This window comes from Mycobacterium sp. 1245801.1 (genome assembly GCF_001673055.1).
Classification (GTDB): domain Bacteria; phylum Actinomycetota; class Actinomycetes; order Mycobacteriales; family Mycobacteriaceae; genus Mycobacterium; species Mycobacterium europaeum_A.
Window position 1 is genome coordinate 48,910 of sequence record NZ_LZKY01000204.1, and the last position, 25,019, is coordinate 73,928.

The window sequence follows — 25,019 nt, forward strand, 5'->3', positions numbered from 1 at the left end:
GGCCGCCGGTGTGACTGGTCAGTGGACGTCAGTAGCCGATGGGGCCGTTGGGCTGCGCGAAATGCAGCCGGTCGGGCTCGGTATGACCGACGACCTGCACGTCGGACTTCACCTGTTCGTCGTAGCCGAGGCCGAAGCGGACCACGTATTGCTTGTACAGGAGCACCAGGGGAGCGGCTGCCAGGGCGGCTTGCATGGCCGCCGCGTTGCCGATCGCCGTGATCGTGTACGGCGGGCTGTAGGTCCGCCCGTTGAGCAGCAGCGTGTTGCCGACGCAGCGCGGCACCGACGTGGCGATGATCCGCTGGTCTTGCATCTGGATCGCCTCGGCGCCGGCGCTCCACAGCGCGTTGAGCACGGCCTCGATGTCTTGCTGATGCACCACCAGGTCGTCGGGGGAGGCGTCGCGCGGGAAGCGACCGTTGGCGTCGCGCTGGGCGTCGGCCAGCGTGACCACCAGGCCCGGCCCGTGCACCGGGCTCATCCCCGCCTCGCCCGCGAGTTGCGTGGAACGCCGCAGCATGGCCGACAGTGCGGCGTCCGAGGAGCGGCCGTGCGCGGCATCGATCTTGGCGGTCAGTTGCTCGCGTTGGGCGCTGAGACGGTTCACCGACGACTGCGTCTCACGGACCAGGTCCACCAGGCGCGGGGCGTCGCTGCGGCGGATCTCGGCGCCGCCGGAGACTCCGTGGGTTGCGGCGAGCAACAAGCCGGCCAGCAGACACACCACCGGGACGCCGAAGCGCCATGGCGACCGGCGCGTCTGGATCATCGAGTCTCCATTTCCTGGTCACCGTCCCAGGTGAGTTAGTCTCGTAGCCAAGCTATGGGTGCGACTGCACTGTTTATCGTTGCACCCCGTCCCGCTCACCGTGTCGTTGAGGTAATCCGCGAGGTAATCATGCCCAAGTCCAAGGTCCGCAAGAAGAACGACTTCACCGTCGGCGCGGTCAGCCGCACGCCGGTGAAAGTCAAGGTCGGGCCGTCGAGCGTGTGGTTCGTCGCGCTGTTCATCGGTCTCATGCTGATCGGCCTCGTCTGGCTGATGGTGTTCCAGCTGGCCGCCGTCGGGAGCCAGGCCCCGGCCGCCCTGAACTGGATGGCGCAACTGGGTCCGTGGAACTATGCGATCGCGTTCGCTTTCATGATCACCGGTTTGTTGCTCACGATGCGCTGGCACTGAGCGGGACGGTCGGTGTAATGAATTCATTTCCGGGTTGATTTGGTACGGCGTCAGCAACTTTCCGGCCACCCAATCACACGCGTGTGATTTATCCCCACTGTTGATAGCTGATGTGGATAACTGCATAGCCGGTGGTGGGAGGGGTTAAGGACCGCATGCAGCAAACACAATGGCAGCCGCAAACGGCGGGAATCGCTGGTTGTGGAGCCGCGGGCGTTTTGATGGCTATCGCGGCTGTGACCGTGGTCACAGACCCGCCCGGGCGGATTCTGGCGGGCGTTGCCGCGGCGGGTCTGCTCTTGTTTGCCGGCGTGTCGTGGCGCGCGCGTCCCAAGCTGGCAATCACAACCGGCGGGCTGATGCTGCGCGGCTGGTTCCGAACGCAGGTATTGCAGCATTCCGACATCAAGATCATCCGCATCATGGAGTTCCGCCGCTACGGGCGCAAGGTGCGGTTACTCGAGGTCGAGACCGCCGACGGCGACCTGGTGCTGTTCTCCCGATGGGACCTCGGGACGGACCCGGTGGAGGTGCTCGACGCGCTCACCGAAGCCGGCTACGCGGGCCGCCAGCAGCCCTGAGCGGCCCGCGGCTGGTGCCGGGTTCAGGAGATGGTGATCGACTCGATGACGACCGGCTCGGTCGGACGGTCGTTGCCGTCGGTGCTCGTCGTGGAGATGGCGTCGACGACCTTTTGCGACTCCGGATCGGTCACTTCGCCGAAGATCGTGTGGCGCCGGTTCAGGTGCGGGGTCTGCCCGACGGTGATGAAGAACTGCGAGCCGTTGGTGCCGGGGCCCGCGTTGGCCATCGCCAGCAGGTAGGGCTTGTCGAATTGCAGTTCGGGGTGGAACTCGTCGGCGAACTTGTAACCCGGGCCGCCGCGACCGGTTCCGGTCGGGTCGCCACCCTGAATCATGAAGCCCCGGATCACCCGGTGGAAGACCGCGCCGTCATAGAAGGGGCCCGAAGAGCCTCCCGATGCGTTCTGCGTCGAGTACTCCTTGGTGCCCTGCGCCAGGCCGACGAAGTTGGCAACGGTCTTGGGCGCGTGGTTTCCGAAGAGGGCGACCTTGATGTCGCCGCGGTTGGTGTGGAGCGTCGCGGTAGCAGTCTGAAAGGGGCTGTTGGTCACGGCATGAGAGTCTGCCACTACGGGTGGGCGTTGCCGCACGCGGTGTCACCCAACGCGGACCGTCATCGAAATCGCCGCGCGCGCGCACGACCGACGACGACGTCCCTATGCTGGCAGTCTGTTCAGTTACCCGGTCGGTGTCACGGCCGGCTCGTTCCACGGGACAGAAAGGCGACAGATGAGCGCGAAGGCGGATTCCCGGCTGACGCCGCGGCAGCGATTGGCCCGCGGCCTGAGCTATTCGGCGCAGGGACCGGTAGACCTCACCCGTGGGGTGGTCGGCCTGAGTGTCCAGTCCGCGCAGTCGACCGCGGCGCAGCTGCGCCGCCGGTATCAAGAGGGGCGGCTGGCCCGGGACCTCGCCGCGGCCCAGGAGACCCTTGCCCAGGAGCTGGCCGCCGCACAGGAAGTGGTGACGAGCCTGCCCCAGGCCCTGCAGGACGCACGGCGCGCGCAGCGTCGTGGCAAGCGCCCCTTGGTCTTCGCGGGTGTCGCCGTCGCCGTCCTCGCCGGCGGCGCCGCGGCGTTCAGCATCATCCGGCGCTCGGTGCGGGCGAAGCCCCAGGATCCCCAGTCGCGGCCGCCCAGCGTCGAGGTGCAGCCGCGGCCCTAGATCACCGCACAGCCAGCTGAAGCCGTTCGCGGCGACGGACCAGGACGCTCGGCAGCCATTCGCCGACGTCGGTCGCATCGATCCATGAAGTGCGCTCGAGCAGCATCCGCAGCACGATGTGGGCCTCCAAGCGGGCCAGCGCGGCACCCACGCAGAAATGCACGCCCTTACCGAAACTCACGTGGCCCTTGGCGGACGCGCGATCGAGCCGAAACTCGTTCGGATCCACGAAGTGTGTCGGGTCGCGGTTCGCCGCTCCCCACATCAGTAACAAGTGCGCGCCGGCCGGCACCTCGACCCCACCCAGCGTGGTGTCGCGCCACACGTGGCGGTAATGGCCGCGAAACGGCGACTCAAAGCGCAGCGTCTCTTCGATGAAACTACTTAGCAATTGCGGGTTTTCGCGAAGTTGTTGTTGGATCCCGGGGCGATCGGCAAGTATCCAGGCCGCGCTGCCGAGCAGCGACGCCGTCGATTCTCCCGCGGCACTGAAGAGGGTGAGCATGATGCCGAGCGCTGGCAGCTGTTCAAGTTCACCCGATGTGCAGCGCGCTGCCAGATCGGCGATCAGACCGTCTTCACTGTTGTCGCTTGACTTTTCGAAGTGCTCGAGGACATAGCCGGAGAGTTCCATTGCGGCGACTCCGGCCGCTGTGAGCTGGTCGGGTGTGACGATCCCGTCGAGCAAGGTGGTGGTGGCGTAGCCGAGCCGAATGAGCCTGTCGACATCATCGTCGGGCAGACCCAACAGCTTGCAGACCACCATCATCGGCAACCGGTTGGCGACCGCGCTCATCCACTCGATCTGACCATCGCGCAGATTCTCCTCCCAGAGAAGGTCCGCGGTCTGTGCGGCGAATTCTTCAATGATCCGAACGCGTTTGGCCGACAAATGGGGTAGCAGGATCTTCCGGTGCATCGCATGAATTGGGTCGTCCGCGGTGGCCAATGTATGCATCGAGGCTCCCGGCGGTCCCATATCGAACGGTGTAACGCTGCCGTCCTCGTGAAACACCATGGTCGCCGTGAGGTTCGACGAAAAGTCTCCTACCCGATCGACGGCCTCAAGAACCGCGTCCCAACCGCATACCGCGTAAAAGACGGAGTCGCCGATGCGGTGCACCGGCGCCTCGGCGCGCATCCGGTCATACAGCGGGTACGGGTCCTGGATCGCCTCGCTGCCGAAGAATCGGATCGCCTTGTCCAACACGGCCATGCGTTTCAGGCTCGATGCAGCTCACCGGCGGGTCAATGGCATGCGGGAAAGTTGAGGAACGTTCGCGGCTCGCGGCCGAACGCCGCTGGCGGCGCCCACCAGTCGCCAGCAGCAACTTCGGCTGAGAAATCTGCGTAGTGAATTCTCGGCCTGAGAAAAGCGTTTCCGTAGCCCGCAGGCGGTGCAGCATGGACGGATGACTGGGAGTGATTGGTTGGTGGGCCGCGACCGCGGTAGCGAAGCCGCCGAACGGATCTATACCGCGGCGGCCGACCTCATCGCCCGCCGGGGATACGAGGATTTCTCGATCGAAGCCCTGGCCGCCCGGGTGCATTGCTCACCGGCGACGATCTATCGCCATGCCGGCGGCAAGGCGACGATCCGCGACGCCGTGATCCGCATCCAGGCCGCCCGCATCGTGGACACCACCCGTGACGCCATCGAGGACCTTCGAGGCCCCCAGCGGGTCGTGACCGCCACCATCATGGCGCTCGAACGGCTGCGCTCCGATCCGCTGGCCCAGCTCATGCGCTCGATCCACGCCGCCCCGGTCAGCGATTGGGTCATCAACTCACCGATCGTGACGGCCCTGGCCGCCGAGATGCTGGGGCCCGGGCACGACGATCCGCTGGCGGCGCAGTGGCTGATCCGCGTTTTCCTGGCGCTGTGGGGCTGGCCGCTCAAAGATGCCGCCGCCGAGCGGGCCCTGGTGGAACGCTTTCTCGGCTCGTCCTACGCGGGAGCCGGGGAAGGGGCGTGACTTGTGGAGCCTAGGGGAATCGAACCCCTGACACCCGCCTTGCAAAGGCGGTGCTCTACCAACTGAGCTAAGGCCCCTCATCGTGACTGGGTGGTTGACCTTGGTCATCCACAGCCACGTGCCAGACCTCGACTCCGCGTCGGGACCACGCCACCGCTGCCAATACGGCGATAAGTCCCAGCGGCAGTGCGAGTCTTACGCAACGTCTTGACGGGCACATGGTTGTGGGCCTAGGAGGACTCGAACCTCCGACCTCTTCGTTATCAGCGAAGCGCTCTAACCGCCTGAGCTATAGGCCCGTACTCGCGTACGGCCGAGCGACGAGATTACCGCACTCCCCGCCCGACTCCCAAAAACGCAGCGTCCACTGCTAGTCCCGATCCGCCAACGTCACCTCGACACCGCCGATCAGATCGGTGGTCAGGTTGTAGACGAACGCAGCGATGGTGGCCATCGCGGTCAGCAACACGATGTTGACCAGCCCGATCAGGACCGCGCCGCCGAAAATCGTGCCGCTGGACACCAGTTCGCCGCTGCTGCCGCTGGTGTTGTTGAGCAGGTCACCGACGTTGCTGTTCAACTTCGACCACACGCCCATGCCGCCGAGCACCAGGTAGAGGAACGCGACGGCGATCATCCAGACGAAGAACAGCGCCACCGAGAGCAGCAGCGACACCTTCAGGGTGCTCCACGGATCGATGCGGCGGATCTGCATGCTGGCCCGCACCGGGCCCCGCGTTCGCCGTGACACCTGCACCCGGTTGTCCCGGTTATCCCGGCCTTCCCGGCTTTCGGCGGTGGCCGACCGTCCGGACCCCGACGCGCTCGGCGACTCGGCGGGGCGCTCGGGCGCGGGTTTGCGGTGCGGGCCGCGCGGCACTCCACCGGACAGGTCCGGCAACTCGCTCGCGTAGGCCTCGGTCGCAGAGGTCTCGGCGCGGGCGGGCGCGGGCTCAGGCTCCTTGGCGTGCGCCGGAGCGCCGGCGCCGGGCGCCGCGGTGCCGGAGATGAAGCGGTTCAGCCGGGCCTCGACGCCGCCGGCCTGGCCCGAGGGCCGCTTCTCGGTGGGCGGTTCGTTATGCCGAGGACCCGGCTGCTGGGGTCGGGTGCCGCCGCGCTGCCACGGTGGCCCGTCCCCACCGTCTTGGGCGCGGCCACCCGGTGCCGGTGGCGCCGCGCGGCGCACACCGGCTCGCTCAACCGAACCATCCCCGTTGGGGGCATCCCCCTTTTTGGGGGCGCCCGGCTCGTTCGGTGAGGTCACCCCGACTCCTTAGGTCTCCTACTCGGCCCGCCACGCGGCCCGACCGTCATCGGGCTGAGTCTAGTGGCTCGCTACCGACTAGCTGTCCGACTCCGTGGCACCGTCGATTTCCTCGACGACTTCGTCCGCGTTCGCCTCGGCGTTGCGGGCGATGGCCAGCAGCGTGTTCTCTTCACCGAGGTTCATCAGGCGCACGCCCTTGGTCTGCCGTCCCGCCTTGCGGACCTGGCCCGCTGCGGTGCGGATGACGCCGCCTCCCGAGGTGATCGCGTACAGCTCGCTGTCCTCATCGACAATCAACGCACCAACCAGCCTGCCACGCCGGCGGTCGTACATCACCGTCAGGACGCCCTTGCCGCCGCGGCCCTGCACCGGATATTCCTCGATCGCGGTGCGCTTGGCATACCCACCAGACGTTGCCACCAGCAGATAGGTTCCCTCGCGGACCACGTTGAGCGACAACAGGTAGTCGTCAGCGTTGAACCGCATGCCCTGCACACCCGAGGTGGCTCGGCCCATCGGCCGCAGCGCATCGTCGGTCGCCGAGAACCGGATGGACTGGCCGTTGGCCGAGACCAATAGCAGGTCCTCGTCGGCGGAGCAGAGCACCGCGCCGACGAGCTCGTCGTTGTCGCGCAGGTTGATCGCCACGATTCCGCCCGAGCGGTTGGAGTCGAAGTCGGTCAGCTTGGTCTTCTTCACCAGCCCGTTGCGGGTGGCCAGCACCAGGTACGGGGCATCCTCGTAACCGCGGATCTGGATGACCTGGGCGATGCGCTCCTCGGGTTGGAACGCCAGCAGGTTGGCGACGTGCTGACCGCGCGCCGTTCGCGACGCCTCCGGCAGTTCGTACGCCTTGGCCCGGTAGACCCGGCCCTGGGTGGTGAAAAACAGGATCCAGTCGTGCGTGGAGCACACGAAGAAGTGCCGCACGATGTCGTCCTGCTTCAGGCCGGCGCCCTGCACACCCTTGCCGCCGCGTTTCTGGCTGCGGTACAGGTCGGTCTTGGTGCGTTTGGCGTAACCGGTCTCGGTGATGGTGACGACGACGTCCTCGCGGGCGATCAGGTCCTCGTCGTTGACGTCACCGTCGGCGGCGATGATCCGGGTCCGGCGCTCGTCGCCGTGCTTGTCGACGATCTCGGCGAGCTCGTCGTGCACGATGCGGCGCTGCCGCTCCGGCTTGGCCAGGATGTCTTCCAGGTCCGCGATCTCGGCTTCGATCTTGGCCAGGTCGTCGACGATGCGCTGGCGCTCCAGGGCGGCCAGCCGGCGCAGCTGCATGTCCAGGATCGCCTGGGCCTGGATTTCGTCGATGTCCAGCAGCTCGATCAGGCCGGCCCGGGCGATCTCCACGGTCTCCGACGCGCGGATCAGGGCGATCACCTCGTCGAGCGCGTCGAGCGCTTTGACCAGACCGCGCAAGATGTGCGCGCGCTCGTTGGCCTTGCGCAACCGGTAGGTGGTGCGGCGGACGATCACGTCGAGTTGATGCGCGACGTAGTGGCGGATCATCTGGTCGAGGCGCAGCGTGCGCGGCACCCCGTCGACGATCGACAACATGTTCGCCCCGAAGCTGGTCTGCAGCTGGGTGTGCTTGTAGAGGTTGTTCAGCACCACCTTGGCGACGGCGTCGCGCTTGATCTCCACCACGATGCGCAGGCCGACGCGGTCGCTTGACTGGTCTTCGATGTTGGAGATGCCGGCCAACTTGCCGTCGCGCACCTGCTCGGCGATCGAGGTGATGAAGTTGTCGTGGTTCACCTGGTAGGGCAACTCGGTGATCACCAGCGAGGTGCGGCCGCGTGAATCCTCTTCTACCTCAACGACTCCGCGCATCCGGATCGACCCGCGGCCGGTGGTGTACGCATCGTGGATGCCTTGTGATCCGACGATCAGACCGTGGGTGGGGAAGTCCGGACCCTTGACCCGCTCGCAGACCGCGGCCAGCGTCGCCTCTTCGTCGGCTTCGTGATTGTCCAGGCACCAGTAGACGGCTTCGGCCAGCTCGCGCAGGTTGTGCGGGGGGATGTTGGTCGCCATTCCCACGGCGATACCGCCCGAGCCGTTGGCCAGCAGGTTGGGGAACCGGCTCGGCAGCACGGTCGGCTCCTGCACACGACCGTCGTAGTTGGGAATGAAATCGACTGTCTCCTCGTCGATTTCGCGCAGCATCTCCATCGCGAGCGGGGTCAGTCGCGCCTCGGTGTACCGCATGGCGGCCGGCGGGTCGTTGCCGGGCGAGCCGAAGTTGCCCTGGCCGTCGACGAGCGGATAGCGCAGCGACCACGGCTGCGCCATGCGCACCAGCGTGTCGTAGATCGACGCGTCGCCGTGCGGGTGGTAGTTACCCATCGTCTCGGCGACCGACCGCGCCGACTTCGCGTGGCTGCGATCCGGGCGGAACCCGGAGTCGTACATCGCGTAGAGCACGCGCCGGTGCACCGGCTTGAGACCGTCGCGCACCTCGGGCAGCGCACGCCCGACGATCACGCTCATCGCGTAATCGATGTAGCTGCGCTGCATCTCCTGCTGGATGTCGACCGGTTGGATCCGGTCGACGGAGTCGTCGCCAGGCGGCAGCGTGGTGTCAGTCATGAATTCCTCGTTGGTCGGTCAACGGTGGCCGGTCTGAATCGCTCAGCCGTCTAGACATCTAAGAAGCGAACGTCCTTGGCATTACGGGTGATAAAGCTGCGGCGCGCGTCGACGTCCTCGCCCATCAGGATGGAGAACAGCTCGTCGGCGGCCGCGGCGTCGTCGAGTGTGACTTGGCGCAGCACTCGGACGCTGGGATCCATTGTGGTTTCCCACAATTCCTTGGCGTCCATTTCGCCAAGACCCTTGTAACGCTGGATACCGTCGTCCTTGTTGATCTTCTTGCCCGCCTTCTGGCCGGCCTCCAGCAAGCCGTCGCGCTCGCGGTCGGAGTAGGCGAATTCGGGATCGCTGCGTTGCCATTTCAGCTTGTACAGCGGCGGCTGCGCCAAGAACACGTGCCCGTGTTCGATCAGCGGTCGCATGAAACGGAACAGCAGCGTCAGCAGCAATGTCGAGATGTGCTGGCCGTCGACATCCGCGTCGGCCATCAGCACGATCTTGTGGTAGCGCAGCTTGGCGATGTCGAACTCGTCGTGGATGCCGGTGCCCAGCGCGGTGATGATCGCCTGGACCTCGGTGTTCTTCAGAACCCGATCAATGCGGGCCTTTTCGACGTTGATGATCTTGCCGCGCAGCGGCAGGATGGCCTGGAACATGGAGTCGCGGCCGCTCTTGGCCGAGCCGCCCGCCGAGTCGCCCTCCACCACATACAGTTCCGACTTGCGCGGATCGGTGGAGCGGCAGTCGGCGAGCTTGCCGGGCAGCCCCCCGAGATCCGTTGCGCTCTTGCGGCGCACCAACTCTCGTGCTTTACGGGCGGCTATGCGGGCCTGCGCCGACGACACCGCCTTGTTGACCACGACCTTGGCGTCCGCGGGGTTGGCTTCGAACCAGTGCGTGAGTTGTTCGTTGCAGACCTTCTGCACGAAGGACTTCACCTCAGTGTTGCCCAGCTTGGTCTTGGTCTGGCCCTCGAACTGCGGCTCGCTGACCTTGACCGAGATCACCGCGGCCAGGCCTTCGCGGATGTCATCGCCGGTGAGGTTGGGGTCCTTGTCCTTGAGCAGCTTCTTGTCTTTGGCGTACTTGTTGACCACTGTCGTCAGCGCGCTGCGGAAGCCCTCCTCGTGCGTGCCGCCCTCGTGGGTGTTGATGGTGTTGGCGAAGGTGTGCACCGACTCCGAGTAACCGCCGTTCCACTGCATCGCGATCTCGACCTCGTGGCCGGGACCCTTGCCGTCGAAGTCGATGATGCTCTGCTGGATCGGGCTCTTGGTGCGGTTGATGTGTTTGACGAAGTCGACCAGGCCACCGGGGTAATGGAAGGTGCGGTGCTTAACCTTATGTGGCGCAGTGGATTCCGCGGCCTTCTCCTCCGCCGACTTGGGCGCTTCGGCGGTGTCGCTGACGACCTCGTCGACCACCTCTTCGTTGCTCACCCGTTCGTCGGTGAGGTTGATGGTCAAACCCTTGTTGAGGAAGGCCATTTCCTGCAGCCGGCGCGCCACCGTCTCGAAGTCGTATTCGGTGGTCTCGAAGATTTCCGGGTCGGCCCAGAACCGGATCGTGGTGCCGGTGCGCTTGGTCGCCTCGCCCTGTTTGAGGGTGCCGGGGACCGCGCGGTCGTAATACTGCGACCATTCGTGGCCGTCGCGGGCGATGTCGACCTCGAGCCGGGTCGAGAGCGCGTTGACCACCGACACACCGACGCCGTGCAGACCACCACTGACGTTGTAGCCGCTGTTCTCGCCGCCGAATTTGCCGCCCGCATGCAGCTGCGTCATCACGACGTCGACGGTGGGGGCACCGGTGGCGTGCATCGCGACCGGAATACCGCGCCCGTTGTCGGAGACCTCTACGCTGCCGTCGTCGAGAATCCGGACGTCGACCTTGTCGGCGTAGCCGGCCATCGCCTCGTCGACCGAGTTGTCCACCACCTCCCAGATGAGGTGGTGCAGACCACGCTCACCCGTGGACCCGATGTACATACCGGGGCGTTTGCGGACGGCCTCGAGGCCCTCGAGCACGGTGATCGCTGAAGCGCCGTAATCGTCTTGTGCCTTCTTCTTCTGGGCAGCCACGGTCGGAATGCTCTCCTTGGGGTTTCATGCGGGCGGTTCCAGTCACCGCAACAGTCGCATCCTGCCAGTCTAGCGTGAACAGGCATCCGCACCGATTTTCTGGCCGCGTTTCTACCCAGCTAACCGCGCCGTGCGCACGATTTCTTTATTCTCGCCGCGTCCCGACGTGCGTCGAGGGGGTCCGCGTCGTCCTGGCGGATTTCAGCGGCCTGTGGACGAAGCGTGATCTGGGGATGCGGGGTCGCCGCCAACCTCCCTAGCCGTACGTGTCGCGCGGCCCTCGTCCAGCGATGTGACGCGGCCCCTTGCGCCAGGAGGGCGCTGCCGGGCCGGTGATCTTCAACGACGTCACCACGCCGTTGCCGACGGCGGCGGCGATCTTGGCCAATAACTGCGACTGAATCATCCGCAGCTGGGTCGCCCACGCCGTCGATTCGGCGGCCACGCTCAGCACACCGTCGTTCAGCGCGGTCGGCACCGCGTGGTCGGCGATCTGATGGCCGACGACGGTCGCCCAGTTGCCCAGCACCGTGCCCTCGGCGACCTGCGCGGACCACCCACGTTTTCTCGCCAGGTCGCGCGCCAGGCTACCCAGCGGCTGCGGGTCGCGTGCGTCAGGTCCCGGCCCCGACCAACTGCGGCGCTGACCCGCGACCCGGCGCGGGGCGGGGGCCGCCGCCCGGCCGCGGCCGGCGTCTTTACCCTGAGCCCGCGCCGCGACCCGGGCCTCCTCGAGGGTGCGGCGGACCAGATCGATGCCACTCAGGGCATTCGACGGGGCCCGGGGTCCCTCATCAGCACCGGTCATGAGTGCATCTCCGACACCCGGCCCGAGTCGCTGTCACGCAAATCGACGTGCACCTGGCGGGCGTCCCAGCCGGCCGGGATATCTTCCAGCACCGCCGCGGTGACCAGCACCTGTTCGGCGGATTCGGCGACCGTGGCCAGCGCGCGGCGCCGGGCGGCGTCGAGTTCGGCGAAGACGTCGTCGAGCAACAACACGGGTTCGCTTTCTTCGGCCCTCAGCAATTCGTATGCGGCCAGCCGCAGCGACAACGCTAATGACCACGATTCGCCATGGCTGGCAAAGCCTTTCGCGGGCTGGTCCCCAAGCCACAATTCCAGATCGTCGCGGTGCGGGCCGACAAGACACATGCCGCGTTCGAGCTCCGCGTCGCGGCGCGCCGACAACGCCGCCAGCAGGGCGGCTTCCAAGAACTCCCGGTCGGCGCCGGCGATGTCCGCCGCGGCCTGGGCGCCCAGGCTGGAGCGATAGCCGATGGATGCGGCGCGCGATCCCGGGGCCAGCAGCTGGTAGGCCTTTTCGACCTCTGGCGTCAACTGGTTCACCAAATCGATACGGGCGGCCATCAATTGGGCGCCGTGTTCGGCCAGGCGACTGTCCCACACGTCGAGCGTGTCCAGTGCGCTCTGGTCGCCGCGGTAGCGCGCCCCGGACAGGGATTTCAACAGCGCGGTGCGCTGCCGCAGCACCTTTTCATAGTCGGCGCGCACCGCGGCCACCGCCGGGCGGCGCACCGTCGCCAGATCGTCGAGGTAGCGGCGCCGGTCGGATGGATCGCCCCGCACCAACGCCAGGTCTTCGGGGGCGAACAGCACCGCGCGCAGCACCCCAATCACCTCGCGCGTACTGCGCACCGGGGAACGATTGAGCCGCGCCTTGTTCGCCCGGCCCGCCGCGATCTCCAGATCGACCGCACACTCCCTGCCTTCGTTGACCACGATCGTGGAAACCACCGCGCGCTCGGCCCCGGCGCGGATCAACGGCGCGTCCGTGCCCACCCGGTGCGAGCCCATAGTGCTCGAATACCACAGCGCCTCAAGCAGATTCGTCTTCCCGAAGCCGTTGGATCCAATGAAGACCGTCCGACCAGGCTGCAATTCGAGGTCGGCGTGTGCCCAGGACCGGAAGTCGCGCAGTCCCAAATGCCGGACGTACACCTAGCCAGGCAACCGGACAGGCATCAACAAGTAGACGTAATCGGTCGGCAGGGCGCTGTACGGACCCGGGCCGGTCGGGTGGCTGTCGTCGCTCAAGGCCGGCCGCAACAGCGCCGGCTTGCCCGGCGTCGTGAAGCCGAACGACACCAGCTCGGAATGGACCGACCCCAACCCGTCGGTCAGATACGTCGGGTTGAACGCGATGGTCAACGGCTCGCCGACGAAATCGACCGCGAGGTCTTCTTCGGCCCGGCCGACATCGTCGGCACCGGCCGACAAGCGCAGCGATCCCTCACTGAATTCCATCCGCACCTGGGCGCCCCGGTCGGCGACCAACGCCACCAGCTTGATCGCCTCGGTCAATTCGGCCACGTTGATGGTGGCGACGGCCGTGTGCTCGGCCGGCAGCAGTTGGCGGAACTTCGGGAATTCCGCGTCCAGCAGACGGGTGGTGGAGCGCTTGCCGTTCCCGCTGATGCCGAGCAATCCGTCTTTCCCGACGCCCGAACCCGCACCCAGTGCCAACCGGACCTCGGAGCCGTCGGCCCCGGTCCGGGCGGCCTCGGCCAATGTCTTGGCCGGCACCAGGACCGCCGCTTCGATGTCCGGCGAGGCCGCCGACCAGGTCAGCTCGCGAACCGCCAGGCGGAATCTGTCGGTGGCCGCCAAAACCACCGTGTCCCCCGAAATCTCAACCCGGATCCCGGTCAACATCGGCAGCGTGTCGTCGCGGCCGGCCGCGATGGCCACCTGGCTGATCGCCTCGGCGAACAAGTCGGCGGGCAGCGTCCCGGTCTCTTCGGGCAGCGCCGGCAGCGTCGGGTAATCCTCGACGGCCATCGTCGGCAACGAGAACCTGGCGTTTCCGCAGTGCAGTGCCACCCGGTTGCCGTCGACGTAGAAGTCGATGGGCTTGTTGGGCAGCGCCCGCACGATGTCCGACAACAGCCGGCCGGACACCAAAACACTTCCCGGAGAAGCGATTTCGGCTGCAACCTGCGCCTCGGCGGAAACCTCGTAATCGAATCCGGAGATCGTCAGGCCCTCATCGGTGCCGGACAGCAGCACACCGGAGAGCACCGGCACCGCGGGTCTGGACGGCAGGTTCTTCGCCACCCACGACACCGCGTCGGCGAAAGACTCCCGCACCAAACGAAATTTCAAGTCGCTGAGGCCAGCCGTCGTCGTCGCCGCGTCCATAGCGTCCCTTCACCTACTCAGCGTTTCGAATCCATTGGCTAGCCTCCCCCCGCTAGCACGGGGCTCCGCCACGAACGCCGACGACATGTGATGAGCCAACGGCGACCGCAACGGCAGTCGAAGAACAACCGTAGATCCTTCGACGCCATCTTGAAAGCTAATCGCAAACCCCGACAACCCGAGCTGACCAAGCCTCGGACGACGAGTGTGCACCGGGCGTCCCCAAGCCTGTATTTCAAAGAAGAACCGATGAAGAGATCTCAGTACCAGTATTAAGGCCTGTGCAAGCTGGGGACAGCGGCCTCTCGGCCCAGCTAGCGCCGCGATCGGCTTGTGCATCGCCGCATGAACACCTGTGGGTGAGGTGTTGGGCGGGTGGGGACGAATGACAACTGTGCACCCAAGCGGTGTTACTACACCGGCGATTAATTGCGTTGTGCACAGTCCTACCCACATCCCCTCGCTGTGGCGGGTGTGACAGACGGGTGTGAAGTTTCTCGAAAAAAATTACCAGCACGCGCAGCGAAAGCCCGGAATGAGGGCCGGGAGCGCCGGGGAGAGAAGAGATTTCAGCGCTTGGAGCGCTGACGGATGCGAGTGGTGAGCTCCTTGACATGATCAAAAACCTCACGCCGCTCGGCCATCTCGGACAAGATCTTGCGCTGCGCGTACATGACCGTGGTGTGGTCGCGGCCGAATGCCTGCCCGATCTTGGGTAATGACAGATCGGTGAGCTCGCGGCACAGATACATCGCGATCTGGCGCGATTGGGCCAGCGCTCGGGTCTTGCCGGGCCCGCGGAGCTCTTCGACCGTGGTGTCGAAGTATTCGGCGGTGGCCGCCATGATGGTGGCCGCGCTGATCTGCATGGTGCTGGCGTCGGCGATCAGATCGCGAAGCACAATCTCGGCCAGCGCCTTGTCGATCGGCGTCTTGTTCAGCGAGGCGAATGCCGTGACGCGGATCAGGGCGCCTTCGAGCTCACGGATGTTGCGCTCGATGCTGCTGGCGATCAGCTCGAGGACATCGTCGGGCACCGCCAGCCGCTCCATCTGTGCTTTCTTGCGCAGGATGGCGATCCGGGTTTCCAGTTCGGGGGGCTGTACGTCGGTGATCAGGCCCCACTCGAACCGCGTCCGCAGCCGATCTTCCAGCGTGGCCAGCTGTTTGGGTGGGCGGTCCGAGGAGATGACGATCTGTTTGTTGGCGTTGTGCAGCGTGTTGAAGGTGTGGAAGAACTCTTCCTGGATACCTTCCTTGCCCTCGATGAACTGAATGTCATCGACCAGCAGCACGTCGACGTCGCGATAGCTGCGCTTGAACGCGACCTTGCGGTCGTCGCGCAGCGAGTTGATGAAGTCGTTGGTGAATTCCTCGGTGGAGACGTACTTGACTCGCATGCCCGGGAACAGCCGCTGCGCGTAATTGCCGGCGGCGTGCAACAAGTGGGTCTTGCCGAGACCGGACTCGCCCCAGATGAACAAAGGGTTGTAGGCCCGCGCCGGCGCTTCGGCGATCGCCAGGGCGGCGGCGTGGGCGAACCGGTTGGAGGCACCGATGACGAACGTGTCGAAGGTGTAGCGGCGGTTGAGGCTCGTCCCGGCGGCGACGGCCGGATCGATTGCGTGCGGCCGCTCGGTGAAGTAGTTCGGCCACCCCGGCTGGCTGTCGGTGACCGTCTCGCCGTTGTCGAACGCTTCGTCGTTGTCGCCGGCCGCGCCGTCGGCGGGGAAGGCAGGTTCGGTTCCGGGGAACGGTTCGGCCGGCGGGATGAGCGCGTCCTCGACGTCGTCGGGCGGGGGAGCGATGCGAACACCCAGTTGAATCTGCTGGCCGAGCCGCCGGCTGAGCGCATCGGTGATGGGTGCCCGCAGATGTCGTTCGATCTCGTTTTGCACGAAGCTGCTCGGCACCGACAGCAGCGCGAATCCCTCGACGATGGTCAGTGGGCGGACAAGATTGAGCCAGGCCCGCTGCTGGGGAGTGAGGGGAGTGACCAGGGTCGTGCGGTTGGCCGTCATGCCGTCCGCAGGAGGCTCCCCGTTGAGCTCGGAAACGACCGCATTCCACACTGCCGTGAAACTGGAACCGGGGTCATCGGTCAACGACGCATCTCCCTGGTTCTCGAACGTCCCGACCCGAGTCACACACGCTAGGCGACAAAGCAACTGTCCACATAGTTATACACAGGTGTGGACAGGATGATCGTAGGCGAGCCACAACCTACCGGCGACGGCTCGCGATCTCCGCGCTGGAAGAGAACCTCGGAAGGTTGTCTAGGCAGCTAGTCGATCCACCATCCTCGCTTCGTTGTCGAGCGCTGCTTTAGTCTAAATCGACTTCGCAGAAGCTAACAGTTTTCCGTTCGGCTGCCAACCGTTCTGCTGCATTCCAATCCGGTCATTTAGGGTACGTGGGGCTTGCTTCGGCTCGTTATGGTAGCCACGCCCGCGGCGAGTGTGACCGAAACGGAAAATCTTTCCGGCAGGCGGGCGCGGCTTCGTTGCGGCAGGCCAGGTTTGACCAGGCGAAGCCTCGTCAGTACCCTCAAACAGTCGCCCGAAAGTCGGCGATACGGCTGCGACCCGAACCACCTGGGGACCGCGCCGGCCAGTAGCACCAAGACCACCTCCGGTCGAACCGCAGACGAGCCCGATGCGAAACGTCTGAGCGGCCGGATGGCAACACAACGAGGAGAACGTCGTGGCCAAGGGCAAGCGGACCTTCCAGCCGAATAACCGGCGCCGAGCCCGCGTGCATGGCTTCCGCCTGCGGATGCGCACTCGTGCCGGACGCGCGATCGTGTCCGGTCGGCGCCGCAAGGGTCGCCGCGCGCTCTCTGCCTGATCGCAACGTCAGGTCCTTCGGCGGTGCTTCCCGCACGCAACCGCATGACGCGGTCAATTGACTTTGACGCGACGGTGAAGCGCGGGATTCGGATGGCACAGCCCGATCTCGTCGTGCATTTTCACCGCGGCGAAGACGGTGACGAAATCCACGCGCCGCGCGTCGGACTGGTGGTCGGCAAGCCCGTCGGGTCCGCCGTCGAGCGCCACCGGGTCGCTCGTCGGCTGCGGCACGTCGCCCGAACACTGCTGGGCGAGCTCAGCCAATCCGATCGGTTGGTGATCCGCGCGCTGCCCAGCAGCCGCACCGCCTCCTCCGCCCGACTCGAGCAGGAACTGCGCCGGAGTTTGCGACGCGTGCCGGCGGCGGGAAGCAAGCCGTGACGATCTCGACCCGGCTGCGGGCATCGGTTGGCGACGCCGGACGAGCGACCGCCCGCGGAGTGATTTTCGTGATCCAGCTGTATCGGCATATGGTGTCGCCGCTACGTCCGGCCACGTGTCGCTTCGTCCCGACCTGCAGCCAATACGCGGTCGATGCGCTCAACGAGTACGGCCTGATTCGGGGGAGCTGGTTGGCTGCGGCCAGACTCGCCAAGTGCGGACCATGGCATGAAGGCGGCTGGGACCCGATCCCGGACCGCCCCGGATGCCACGTGAATTGCCAAGATGCCAGCGACGCCCGGGTCCCCCGAGCGGCGCGAGGGGAGAGTGAATCTTTTGTTTGATTTCTTCAGTCTCGACTTCGTCTACTACCCGGTGTCGTGGATCATGTGGGTCTGGTACAAGTTGTTCGCCTCCATGCTGGGGCCGTCGAACTTCTTCGCCTGGGCGCTGTCGGTGATGTTCTTGGTCTTCACGCTGCGGGCGTTGCTCTACAAGCCGTTCGTCCGACAGATCCGTACCACGCGCCAGATGCAAGAACTGCAGCCCCAGATCAAGGCGCTGCAAAAGAAGTACGGCAAGGATCGCCAGCGGATGGCGCTCGAGATGCAGAAGCTGCAGCGCGAACACGGGTTCAACCCCATCCTGGGCTGCCTGCCGATGCTGGCGCAGATCCCGGTGTTCATCGGTCTGTATCACGTGCTGCGTTCGTTCAACCGGACCACCGGCGGGTTCGGCCAGCCCCACCTGTCGGTGGCGCAGAACCGGCTCACCGGAAACTACGTCTTCACCCCGACCGACGTCGGCCACTTCCTGGACGCGAACTTGTTCGGCGCACCGATCGGCGCCTTCATGACCCAGCGCACCGGGTTGGACGCGTTCACCTTCTTCAGTCGGCCGGCCGTGATCGCGGTCGGGCTGCCGGTGATGATCCTGGCCGGCGTCGCGACCTACTTCAACAGCCGGGCCTCGGTGGCGCGGCAGAGCCCGGAAGCGGCGGCCAACCCGCAGACCGCGATGATGAACAAGCTCGCGCTGTACGTGTTCCCGCTCGGCGTCGTCGTCGGTGGCCCGTTCCTTCCGCTGGCGATCATCCTGTACTGGTTCGCCAACAACATCTGGACTTTCGGGCAGCAGCATTACGTCTTCGGGATGATCGAGAAAGAGGACGAAGCCAAGAAGCAGGAAGCGATCCAGCGGCGGGCGGCGAACGCCCCGGCGCCGGGTGCCAAGCCGAAGCGGAGTCCCAAGGCGGCGTCGTCGGGTGGCAACGGCTCGTCGACGCCCGACGCCGAGACGGGTGCGTCCGGTTCGGGGAGCGCGGATTCCGATGGGGCCGACGCGCCGGCCACCGAGGCGAGCGACGGCCCGACCAACCGCACACCACGGCCCGGGGCGCGGCCGAAAAAGCGCAAACGCTGATACGGGCGGAATGACTAACGGGGCCGCCGGGACAGGGCGATCCGAATTGGGCTGGGGCCCATTGATTGAGGGAGAGAAGACATGACAGACGCCGAGACCACCGAGCGCGACGTCGATACCGAACTCGACACGCAATCGGCCACCGAGGATGCCGCCGAGTCGGACTCGGAGGAAATCGATGATCTGGAGGAGCGCTTGGTCGCCGAGGGCGAGATAGCCGGCGACTACCTCGAAGAGTTGTTGGACCTGTTGGACTTTGACGGCGATATCGATCTGGACGTCGAGGGCAGCCGCGCCGTCGTGAGCATCGACGGCAGCGACGACCTGAACAAGTTGGTGGGCCGCGGCGGAGAGGTGCTCGACGCGCTGCAGGAGCTCACCCGGCTGGCGGTGCACCAGAAGACGGGCGTGCGGAGCCGGTTGATGCTCGACATCGCGAGCTGGCGTCGGCGGCGCCGGGAGGAGTTGGCGGCGCTGGGCGACAAGGTCGCGCGCCGGGTGCTCGAATCGGGCGAACGTGAAGAGCTCTCGCCGATGACGCCGTTCGAACGAAAGATCGTGCACGACGCCGTCGCCGCGGTGGCCGGGGTGCACAGCGAGAGCGAGGGCGTCGAGCCGTCGCGCCGCGTGGTCGTCCTGCACGACTGACCTCGCCAAGTTACAGCCGTGTAGTTCCCGCCCGTCGAACTCCGAAGGTTGACAGTGCGCGTCCCGACTAGAGGATGTTTCACGTGAAACATGTCGGTTCGGCCGATGCGGCGGGCTCGGCGGGGGAGGGCGCCGACCTAGGCTGCTCGCCGGACGCGGCGGCCGCGGTCTTCGGTGAGCGGCTGGGCATCGCCCGCCGGTACGCGGAGGTTTTGGCCACCGCTGGTGTGGAGCGAGGGCTGCTCGGGCCGCGGGAGGTCGACCGCATCTGGGACCGCCACATTCTAAATAGCGCGGCCCTCGCCGAGCTCCTTCATCCGGGAGAGCGCCTCATCGACATCGGGAGTGGGGCGGGCCTGCCGGGGATACCGCTGGCGATCGCGCGGCCCGATCTCGACGTCGTCCTGCTCGAACCGTTGCTGCGCCGCAGCGAATTTCTCAACGAGGTCATCGACGAACTAGGGTTAGCCGTCGAGGTGGTCCGTGGCCGTGCGGAGGAACCGGGAGTGCGCAACCGGTTCGGGGAGAGGGATGCTGCGGTGTCGCGAGCGGTTGCATCGTTGGACAAGCTGACGAAGTGGAGCTTGCCCCTGCTTCGGCCCGACGGTCGGATGCTCGCCATCAAGGGGGAGCGGGCGTCCGACGAAGTTGAACAGTACCGGCGTGTGATGGCTGCATCGGGCGCCGCTGATGTCAGGGTGGTGACATGTGGCGCGAACTATTTGCGTCCCCCCGCAACCGTAGTTTCAGCGCGCCGCCGAAAGCCGCCGCACCACAAGCCGGCACGGACCGGGAAGGCCCGAACCCGATGACTTCTCCTGAAGATTGGCCGGTGGCTCACCACGCACCGGAGGACGTTCGCGAGACGGCGGCGCCCGCGCCGGCGGCCAATGTTTCACGTGAAACAACGGCCGAATTCGACACCCCAATCGGGGCGGCCGCCGAACGCGCGATGCGGGTGCTGCACACCACGTACCCGCCGCTGCGCCGGCCGTCCCATCGCCGCGTTTTCACCGTCGCCAACCAAAAGGGCGGCGTGGGCAAGACGACCACCGCTGTCAACCTCGCGGCGGCGCTCGCGCTGCAGGGACTCAAGACCCTCGTCATCGATCTCGACCCCCAGGGCAACGCGAGCACGGCGCTCGGTATCACCGACCGGCAGTCGGGCACACCGTCGTCGTACGAGGTCTTGCTCGGCGAGGTTTCGGTGCACGATGCGCTGCGTCAGAGCCCGCACAACGAGCGGCTGTTCTGCATCCCGGCCACGATCGACCTGGCGGGCGCCGAGATCGAATTGGTCAGCATGGTGGCGCGCGAGAATCGGTTGCGCACCGCATTGGCCGATTTGGACAACCTCGACTTCGACTGCGTCTTCATCGATTGCCCGCCATCCCTCGGCCTGCTGACGATCAATGCGCTCGTCGCCGCGCCGGAGGTGATGATCCCGATCCAGTGTGAGTACTACGCGCTCGAGGGTGTCTCGCAGCTGATGCGCAACATCGAGATGGTGAAGGCGCACCTCAATCCCAAGCTCGAGGTGACCACCGTGGTGCTGACCATGTATGACGGCCGCACCAAACTGGCCGACCAGGTCGCCGAAGAGGTACGCCGCTACTTCGGAAGCAAGGTGCTGCGCACGGTGATTCCGCGCAGCGTCAAGGTGTCCGAGGCGCCCGGCTACAGCATGACCATCATCGATTACGACCCCGGTTCTCGCGGGGCGATGAGCTATCTCGATGCGAGCCGTGAACTCGCCGAGCGCGATTGACCACCATCCGCGAAGGGACGACGATGACGCAGCCGTTACGCAAGAAGGGCGGCCTCGGCCGGGGCCTGGCTTCGCTTATTCCGACCGGCCCCGCGGAGGGCGACTCGGGACCGGCGACGCTCGGGCCGCGGATGGGCGACGCCGCCGCCGATGTCCTAATCGGGGGACCGCCGCCGCAGGACGCGTCGTCGATGGGCGCGGTCTACCGCGAGATCGCGCCGGCCGACATCGAGCGCAACCCGCGTCAGCCACGGCAGGTCTTCGACGAGGAAGCGCTGTCGGAGCTGGTGCACTCCATCCGCGAGTTCGGCCTCTTGCAGCCGATCGTGGTGCGGGCCGTCAAGGATTCCGCGAGCGGCGCGCGTTATCAGATCGTGATGGGGGAGCGGCGCTGGCGCGCGGCTCAAGAGGCCGGGTTGGCGACCATCCCGGCGATCGTGCGCGAGACCGGTGACGACGATCTGCTGCGCGACGCCCTGTTGGAAAACATCCACCGGGTGCAGCTGAACCCGTTGGAAGAGGCGGCCGCCTATCAGCAGTTGCTCGACGAGTTCGGGGTCACCCACGACGAACTGGCGGCGCGCATCGGCCGGTCGCGGCCGCTGATCACCAACATGATCCGGTTGCTCAAGCTGCCGATCGCGGTGCAGCGCCGGGTTGCCGCCGGGGTGCTGTCCGCGGGTCACGCGCGCGCATTGCTGTCGCTGGAGGCCGGGGCGGAGGCACAGGAGGAGTTGGCCACCCGGATCGTCGCCGAGGGGCTGTCGGTGCGGGCGACCGAGGAGGCGGTCACGTTGGCCAACCGGAGCGGTCCGGCCACGCCGACGGCGCCGCGGCGCAAGCCGATTCAGATGCCGGGCCTGCAGGACGTCGCCGATCGACTCTCGACCGCCTTCGACACCCGGGTGACCGTCAGCCTGGGCAAACGCAAGGGCAAGATCGTCGTCGAGTTCGGCTCGGTGGACGATCTACAGCGGATCATCGACGTCATGTCCCCGCCCAAGGCATGAACTACGACACCGTGTAATTACGTCACTGTGACACCGGGGCCGCTTTCGCGAGCAGTCCGCCCACCCCCGGCGTCCCGGATCGACGAAATAGCATGCACATCAACAACTTTCGATAATCGGCGTGTCGCGGTCGCAGAAGGCCGGCGGTCAGGGCGCGTCAACGCCGGTGGCCAGGCCAAAGCTGGCCCGATCGCGACCACCTCTCCTATCCTGGAGGGGTTGCCGGTGCAGATGGCTGCAGTACCGCACAGGAGCCAGGAGGCTAGTGTCCGCTCGAATCACGCCGCTACGGCTCGAGGCATTCGAGCAGCTTCCCAAGCACGCACGTCGGTGCGTCTTCTGGGAAGTCGATCCGGCGACCCTCGGTAATCAGGACCACCTCGCCGACCCCGAGTTCGAAAAAGAAGCGTGGCTGTCGATGGTGATGCTGGAGTGGGGCTCGTGCGGGCAGGTCGCGACCGCGGTCCCGGAGGAGCGAAGCCAGTCCGAGCCGCCGTGCCTGGGCTACGTGTTCTACGCCCCGCCGCGGGCGGTGCCGCGGGCGCAGCGGTTCCCGACCGGTCCGGTCTCCGCGGACGCCGTGCTGTTGACGTCGATGGGCATCGAACCCGGGCCGGCGGCCGACGATCTACCGAACGGGTTGATTGCGCGGGTGATCGACGAGCTGGTGCGCCGCGGCGTGCGGGCGCTTGAGGCGTTCGGCCGCACCCCGGCGGCGTCGGAACTGCAGGATCCGCGGCTGGTCGGTCCCGACGTGCGTCCGGTACTGGAAGCGGTGGGCGACTGTTCGGTGGACCATTGCGTCATGGACGCGGAGTTCTTGAAAGACGCGGGTTTCGTTGTGGTGGCACCACATACGTATTTCCCGCGACTGCGGCTCGAGCTCGACAAGGGTCTGGGCTGGAAGGCCGAAGTGGAGGCGGCGCTGGAGCGGCTGCTGGAGAGCGCACACCTGGAGCAGCCGGTCGGTGCCGGGTCTACGGCGGCAAATGCGTTGAAAACGTTGAAAACCACCGCGGGTGGTTAACGGCTAAGAACCGCCCAGCTGGCTGGTGCGTTCCACCGACAATTCGTGGGCCAGCAATTCGGCGAAAGTGAAAGTGCCAGTGGGCCGGTCGTTTTTGCCCAACAGATACAGCCGCTTGACCGCGGCCAGGATTCCCTCGGCGATGGCATCACGGGTCTGCGTTGATACCAGCATCGAGCGATCACGCGGGTTGGTGATGTAGCCGACGTCGACCTGCACCGTCGGCATCCGGGTCAGGCGCAGCAGGTCCCACGTCCGGCCGTGCGTGCGGCAATCTCGTAATCCGGTGCGGGCCACCACTTCCCGCTGAATGAAGTCGGCGAGGTTACGCCCGATGGTGGAGACCGAACCGTGTGAGTTCCCGAAGTGGAACGACGCCACCCCGTTGGCGGCGGCGCTGACCTGACTCTCACAGCGCAGGCTGATCATCAGATCGGCGCCGACGTTGTTGGCGGTGGCGGCGCGCTCGGCATCCAACGGACTGCGGTTGACCGGTCGCGACAGAAAGGTCTCCATGCCGATCGCGGCCATCCGTCCCTCGAGCCGGCTGGCCAAGTCCCACAACACATCTGCTTCACTGATCGGTCCGGACGGGCCCTGCATGATGGCGCCGTGGTCCGCGCCGCCGCGGCCCGGATCGATGATGATCCGCTTGCCCGACAGCTTGGGGCCCGATGAGCGAACGAGCTCTTCTTCGCGGAGCGCGTGTGGCGATCCGCCGCTGACCCGTGAACTCAAAAAGTGAAAGGAGCGCAACGTTTCCGGACCGCAGATCCCGTCGGCGGAAAGCCCGTACTCGCGCTGATACGACATCAACGCGTTGTGCGTCTGCAACCCGAAGTATCCGTCGACCAGGCCGGTGTAGAAACCCAGATCCTGGAGCCGGGCCTGCAGCGTGGCCACGTCATCGCCGAACAGCGGGGCGCCGAATTGGTGGTACAACGTGCGCGCGCCCAACCGGTACGACGCCTCTTTGAGAGCCCGGTAGGTGGCCTCACCGACGATGCCATCCACCAGCAGGCCGCGATGTTGTTGGAAAGCGCGCACCGCCTGGTCGAGTTCGGCGTCGAAGAGTTCGAGGGCCACCTGCTGGCCGGTGTTGAGATCGTCGTCGGAGCCATCGAGCAGGCCCAGGGAGGCCAATGTCGCCCGAATCTCGGTCACAGCAGCGCCGCGGTCACCACAGCGCAGCGCGTCGCCGTATTCGCGGCGCGGACTCGACATACAGGGGGCCCTCCGGGACTAACTGACGAGCTCAAAAATGGGCAACAGCTAACCGTATTGTCGCAGACGCTTCGTCAATTCGGGAAAACCCCAGGCTATGCGCGGGGCGTGGTGCGAGGAAATCAAATGAAGATCAGCTGAGGTTGGGAACCGCGTCCGAGAGCTCGCGCAGCAGTGCGGCCTTGCCCTTGGCGCCGACGATTCGCTTCACCGGCTGCCCGTCTTTGAACAAGATCAGGGTGGGAATGGAGACCACCTGGAAGCTCTGTGCGGTTTCGGGGTTGGCGTCCACGTCGAGCTTGGCAACGGTGAGCTGTTCGCCCCGCTCGCTGGCGATCTCTTCGAGGACCGGCGCCACCATCTTGCAGGGGCCGCACCACGTTGCCCAAAAGTCAACCAGCACAGGCTTATTGCTGGACAAGACGTCGGTGGAAAACGACGCGTCAGAGACTTCTATTGTGGCCCCGGCTTTTTCGGCGTCGGTCATTGTGGTGCTCCAATCAATGTGTCGGTACTGCCAGGAAATTCGGTTGCGTCGCCTTGGGCGGCGGCGCTGGACTCTTCGTGGTCGGCGAGCCAGCGTTCGGCGTCGATGGCGGCCGAGCAGCCGCTGCCCGCGGCGGTGATGGCTTGGCGGTAGGTGCGATCCACCAGGTCCCCGGCGGCGAACACCCC

Annotated in this window: 25 protein-coding genes, 2 tRNA genes and 1 pseudogene; 13 read left to right on the forward strand and 15 right to left on the reverse strand. The window is 66.0% G+C overall.

Annotated elements, in window-relative coordinates; translation table 11 throughout:
* Positions 1-28: 28 nt before the first annotated feature.
* Complete coding sequence (locus tag A5622_RS13020; protein WP_066878901.1) at positions 29-772, reverse strand: DUF881 domain-containing protein; 744 nt, start codon at positions 770-772, stop codon at positions 29-31.
* A 129-nt stretch (positions 773-901) separates the two neighbouring features.
* Here A5622_RS13020 and crgA point away from each other — a divergent pair, with 129 nt between their 5' ends.
* Both crgA and A5622_RS13030 read left to right on the forward strand, forming a co-directional pair.
* Entirely contained in the window at positions 902-1,183 is a 282-nt protein-coding gene (crgA, locus tag A5622_RS13025) for a cell division protein CrgA (RefSeq protein ID WP_066861804.1), read from the forward strand.
* A gap of 155 nt (positions 1,184-1,338) precedes the next feature.
* Positions 1,339-1,764 (forward strand): PH domain-containing protein, encoded by a 426-nt coding sequence (locus A5622_RS13030; RefSeq protein WP_066878903.1) that lies wholly within the window; start codon positions 1,339-1,341, stop codon positions 1,762-1,764.
* A 23-nt stretch (positions 1,765-1,787) separates the two neighbouring features.
* Here A5622_RS13030 and A5622_RS13035 read toward each other — a convergent pair whose 3' ends face one another.
* Positions 1,788-2,336, reverse strand: a complete 549-nt coding sequence (locus A5622_RS13035) for a peptidylprolyl isomerase (protein ID WP_066861810.1) — start codon at positions 2,334-2,336, stop codon at positions 1,788-1,790.
* A gap of 160 nt (positions 2,337-2,496) precedes the next feature.
* Between A5622_RS13035 and cwsA the strand changes: the two genes are divergently transcribed.
* A complete protein-coding gene (gene cwsA, locus A5622_RS13040; protein ID WP_066878905.1) occupies positions 2,497-2,931 on the forward strand; it encodes a cell wall synthesis protein CwsA in 435 nt (144 codons plus the stop codon).
* A 1-nt stretch (position 2,932) separates the two neighbouring features.
* On the opposite strand, the gene A5622_RS13045 is transcribed toward cwsA, so the two are convergent.
* Positions 2,933-4,147 (reverse strand): cytochrome P450, encoded by a 1,215-nt coding sequence (locus A5622_RS13045; protein WP_066878907.1) that lies wholly within the window; start codon positions 4,145-4,147, stop codon positions 2,933-2,935.
* Positions 4,148-4,343: 196 nt separating this feature from the next.
* Between A5622_RS13045 and A5622_RS13050 the strand changes: the two genes are divergently transcribed.
* A complete protein-coding gene (locus A5622_RS13050) occupies positions 4,344-4,907 on the forward strand; it encodes a TetR/AcrR family transcriptional regulator (RefSeq protein WP_066861819.1) in 564 nt (187 codons plus the stop codon).
* 4 nt (positions 4,908-4,911) lie between these two features.
* On the opposite strand, the gene A5622_RS13055 is transcribed toward A5622_RS13050, so the two are convergent.
* The 9 genes from A5622_RS13055 to dnaA all read right to left on the reverse strand — a co-directional run bounded on the left by A5622_RS13055 (position 4,912) and on the right by dnaA (position 16,120).
* Positions 4,912-4,984: transfer RNA gene (locus tag A5622_RS13055), tRNA-Ala, on the reverse strand.
* 148 nt (positions 4,985-5,132) lie between these two features.
* Positions 5,133-5,206 (reverse strand) — tRNA-Ile (locus A5622_RS13060).
* Positions 5,207-5,277: 71 nt separating this feature from the next.
* Complete coding sequence (locus tag A5622_RS13065; RefSeq protein ID WP_066878909.1) at positions 5,278-6,171, reverse strand: DUF3566 domain-containing protein; 894 nt, start codon at positions 6,169-6,171, stop codon at positions 5,278-5,280.
* Between the two features lie 78 nt (positions 6,172-6,249).
* Complete coding sequence (gene gyrA / locus A5622_RS13070) at positions 6,250-8,769, reverse strand: DNA gyrase subunit A (RefSeq protein WP_066861826.1); 2,520 nt, start codon at positions 8,767-8,769, stop codon at positions 6,250-6,252.
* A gap of 50 nt (positions 8,770-8,819) precedes the next feature.
* A complete protein-coding gene (gene gyrB, locus A5622_RS13075) occupies positions 8,820-10,853 on the reverse strand; it encodes a DNA topoisomerase (ATP-hydrolyzing) subunit B (protein ID WP_066861829.1) in 2,034 nt (677 codons plus the stop codon).
* Positions 10,854-11,109: 256 nt separating this feature from the next.
* The gene (locus A5622_RS13080; RefSeq protein ID WP_066878911.1) at positions 11,110-11,661 is read right to left on the reverse strand and encodes a DUF721 family protein; all 552 of its coding nucleotides are present in this window, start codon (positions 11,659-11,661) and stop codon (positions 11,110-11,112) included.
* Positions 11,658-12,815 (reverse strand): DNA replication/repair protein RecF, encoded by a 1,158-nt coding sequence (recF, locus tag A5622_RS13085; protein WP_066878913.1) that lies wholly within the window; start codon positions 12,813-12,815, stop codon positions 11,658-11,660. The genes A5622_RS13080 and recF overlap by 4 nt, the downstream gene beginning before the upstream one ends.
* A complete protein-coding gene (dnaN, locus tag A5622_RS13090) occupies positions 12,816-14,015 on the reverse strand; it encodes a DNA polymerase III subunit beta (protein ID WP_066861838.1) in 1,200 nt (399 codons plus the stop codon). It abuts the gene before it with no gap.
* Positions 14,016-14,584: 569 nt separating this feature from the next.
* Entirely contained in the window at positions 14,585-16,120 is a 1,536-nt protein-coding gene (gene dnaA, locus A5622_RS13095; RefSeq protein ID WP_066861980.1) for a chromosomal replication initiator protein DnaA, read from the reverse strand.
* Between the two features lie 598 nt (positions 16,121-16,718).
* Here dnaA and rpmH point away from each other — a divergent pair.
* The 9 genes from rpmH to A5622_RS13130 all read left to right on the forward strand — a co-directional run bounded on the left by rpmH (position 16,719) and on the right by A5622_RS13130 (position 23,120).
* A complete protein-coding gene (rpmH, locus tag A5622_RS28230; RefSeq protein ID WP_003874369.1) occupies positions 16,719-16,862 on the forward strand; it encodes a 50S ribosomal protein L34 in 144 nt (47 codons plus the stop codon).
* A gap of 23 nt (positions 16,863-16,885) precedes the next feature.
* Positions 16,886-17,245 (forward strand): ribonuclease P protein component, encoded by a 360-nt coding sequence (gene rnpA, locus A5622_RS13100; protein WP_082994579.1) that lies wholly within the window; start codon positions 16,886-16,888, stop codon positions 17,243-17,245.
* Positions 17,242-17,589, forward strand: a complete 348-nt coding sequence (yidD, locus tag A5622_RS28235; protein WP_156752945.1) for a membrane protein insertion efficiency factor YidD — start codon at positions 17,242-17,244, stop codon at positions 17,587-17,589. The genes rnpA and yidD overlap by 4 nt, the downstream gene beginning before the upstream one ends.
* Positions 17,573-18,667 carry a membrane protein insertase YidC gene (gene yidC, locus A5622_RS13105; RefSeq protein ID WP_066878917.1) on the forward strand — a complete coding sequence of 365 codons (1,095 nt, stop codon included), beginning with the start codon at positions 17,573-17,575 and terminating at the stop codon, positions 18,665-18,667. The genes yidD and yidC overlap by 17 nt, the downstream gene beginning before the upstream one ends.
* Before the next feature lie 81 nt (positions 18,668-18,748).
* Positions 18,749-19,315 (forward strand): R3H domain-containing nucleic acid-binding protein, encoded by a 567-nt coding sequence (locus A5622_RS13110; RefSeq protein WP_066878919.1) that lies wholly within the window; start codon positions 18,749-18,751, stop codon positions 19,313-19,315.
* Between the two features lie 74 nt (positions 19,316-19,389).
* Positions 19,390-20,127 carry a 16S rRNA (guanine(527)-N(7))-methyltransferase RsmG gene (gene rsmG / locus A5622_RS13115; RefSeq protein WP_066878921.1) on the forward strand — a complete coding sequence of 246 codons (738 nt, stop codon included), beginning with the start codon at positions 19,390-19,392 and terminating at the stop codon, positions 20,125-20,127.
* Positions 20,022-21,083 (forward strand): ParA family protein, encoded by a 1,062-nt coding sequence (locus tag A5622_RS13120; protein WP_369806974.1) that lies wholly within the window; start codon positions 20,022-20,024, stop codon positions 21,081-21,083. Before rsmG ends, A5622_RS13120 begins: the two co-directional genes overlap by 106 nt.
* A gap of 23 nt (positions 21,084-21,106) precedes the next feature.
* Positions 21,107-22,093, forward strand: coding sequence for a ParB/RepB/Spo0J family partition protein (locus tag A5622_RS13125; RefSeq protein WP_066861857.1), 987 nt, complete (start codon positions 21,107-21,109; stop codon positions 22,091-22,093).
* 265 nt (positions 22,094-22,358) lie between these two features.
* Positions 22,359-23,120 (forward strand): acetyltransferase, encoded by a 762-nt coding sequence (locus tag A5622_RS13130; RefSeq protein WP_066878924.1) that lies wholly within the window; start codon positions 22,359-22,361, stop codon positions 23,118-23,120.
* A 3-nt stretch (positions 23,121-23,123) separates the two neighbouring features.
* Here A5622_RS13130 and A5622_RS13135 read toward each other — a convergent pair whose 3' ends face one another.
* The 3 genes and pseudogenes from A5622_RS13135 to A5622_RS13145 form a co-directional block, all read right to left on the reverse strand.
* Positions 23,124-24,344 carry an N-acetylmuramoyl-L-alanine amidase gene (locus tag A5622_RS13135; RefSeq protein WP_066878926.1) on the reverse strand — a complete coding sequence of 407 codons (1,221 nt, stop codon included), beginning with the start codon at positions 24,342-24,344 and terminating at the stop codon, positions 23,124-23,126.
* Between the two features lie 133 nt (positions 24,345-24,477).
* Positions 24,478-24,831: a thioredoxin gene (gene trxA / locus A5622_RS13140; protein ID WP_066861867.1), complete on the reverse strand. Its 354-nt coding sequence runs from the start codon at positions 24,829-24,831 to the stop codon at positions 24,478-24,480.
* Positions 24,828-25,019 (reverse strand): annotated as a pseudogene (locus A5622_RS13145) (thioredoxin-disulfide reductase); the annotation flags it as partial. The gene trxA and the pseudogene A5622_RS13145, both read right to left, overlap by 4 nt.

Coding starts and splice junctions, on each gene's coding strand:
- A5622_RS13020 (WP_066878901.1), bottom strand. CDS start 772: ATGATCCAGACGCGCCGGTCGCCATGGCGCTTCGGCGTCCCGGTGGTG.
- crgA (WP_066861804.1), top strand. CDS start 902: ATGCCCAAGTCCAAGGTCCGCAAGAAGAACGACTTCACCGTCGGCGCG.
- A5622_RS13030 (WP_066878903.1), top strand. CDS start 1,339: ATGCAGCAAACACAATGGCAGCCGCAAACGGCGGGAATCGCTGGTTGT.
- cwsA (WP_066878905.1), top strand. CDS start 2,497: ATGAGCGCGAAGGCGGATTCCCGGCTGACGCCGCGGCAGCGATTGGCC.
- A5622_RS13045 (WP_066878907.1), bottom strand. CDS start 4,147: ATGGCCGTGTTGGACAAGGCGATCCGATTCTTCGGCAGCGAGGCGATC.
- A5622_RS13050 (WP_066861819.1), top strand. CDS start 4,344: ATGACTGGGAGTGATTGGTTGGTGGGCCGCGACCGCGGTAGCGAAGCC.
- gyrA (WP_066861826.1), bottom strand. CDS start 8,769: ATGACTGACACCACGCTGCCGCCTGGCGACGACTCCGTCGACCGGATC.
- A5622_RS13080 (WP_066878911.1), bottom strand. CDS start 11,661: ATGACCGGTGCTGATGAGGGACCCCGGGCCCCGTCGAATGCCCTGAGT.
- dnaN (WP_066861838.1), bottom strand. CDS start 14,015: ATGGACGCGGCGACGACGACGGCTGGCCTCAGCGACTTGAAATTTCGT.
- A5622_RS13110 (WP_066878919.1), top strand. CDS start 18,749: ATGACAGACGCCGAGACCACCGAGCGCGACGTCGATACCGAACTCGAC.
- rsmG (WP_066878921.1), top strand. CDS start 19,390: ATGTTTCACGTGAAACATGTCGGTTCGGCCGATGCGGCGGGCTCGGCG.
- A5622_RS13120 (WP_369806974.1), top strand. CDS start 20,022: ATGTGGCGCGAACTATTTGCGTCCCCCCGCAACCGTAGTTTCAGCGCG.
- A5622_RS13125 (WP_066861857.1), top strand. CDS start 21,107: ATGACGCAGCCGTTACGCAAGAAGGGCGGCCTCGGCCGGGGCCTGGCT.
- A5622_RS13135 (WP_066878926.1), bottom strand. CDS start 24,344: ATGTCGAGTCCGCGCCGCGAATACGGCGACGCGCTGCGCTGTGGTGAC.
- trxA (WP_066861867.1), bottom strand. CDS start 24,831: ATGACCGACGCCGAAAAAGCCGGGGCCACAATAGAAGTCTCTGACGCG.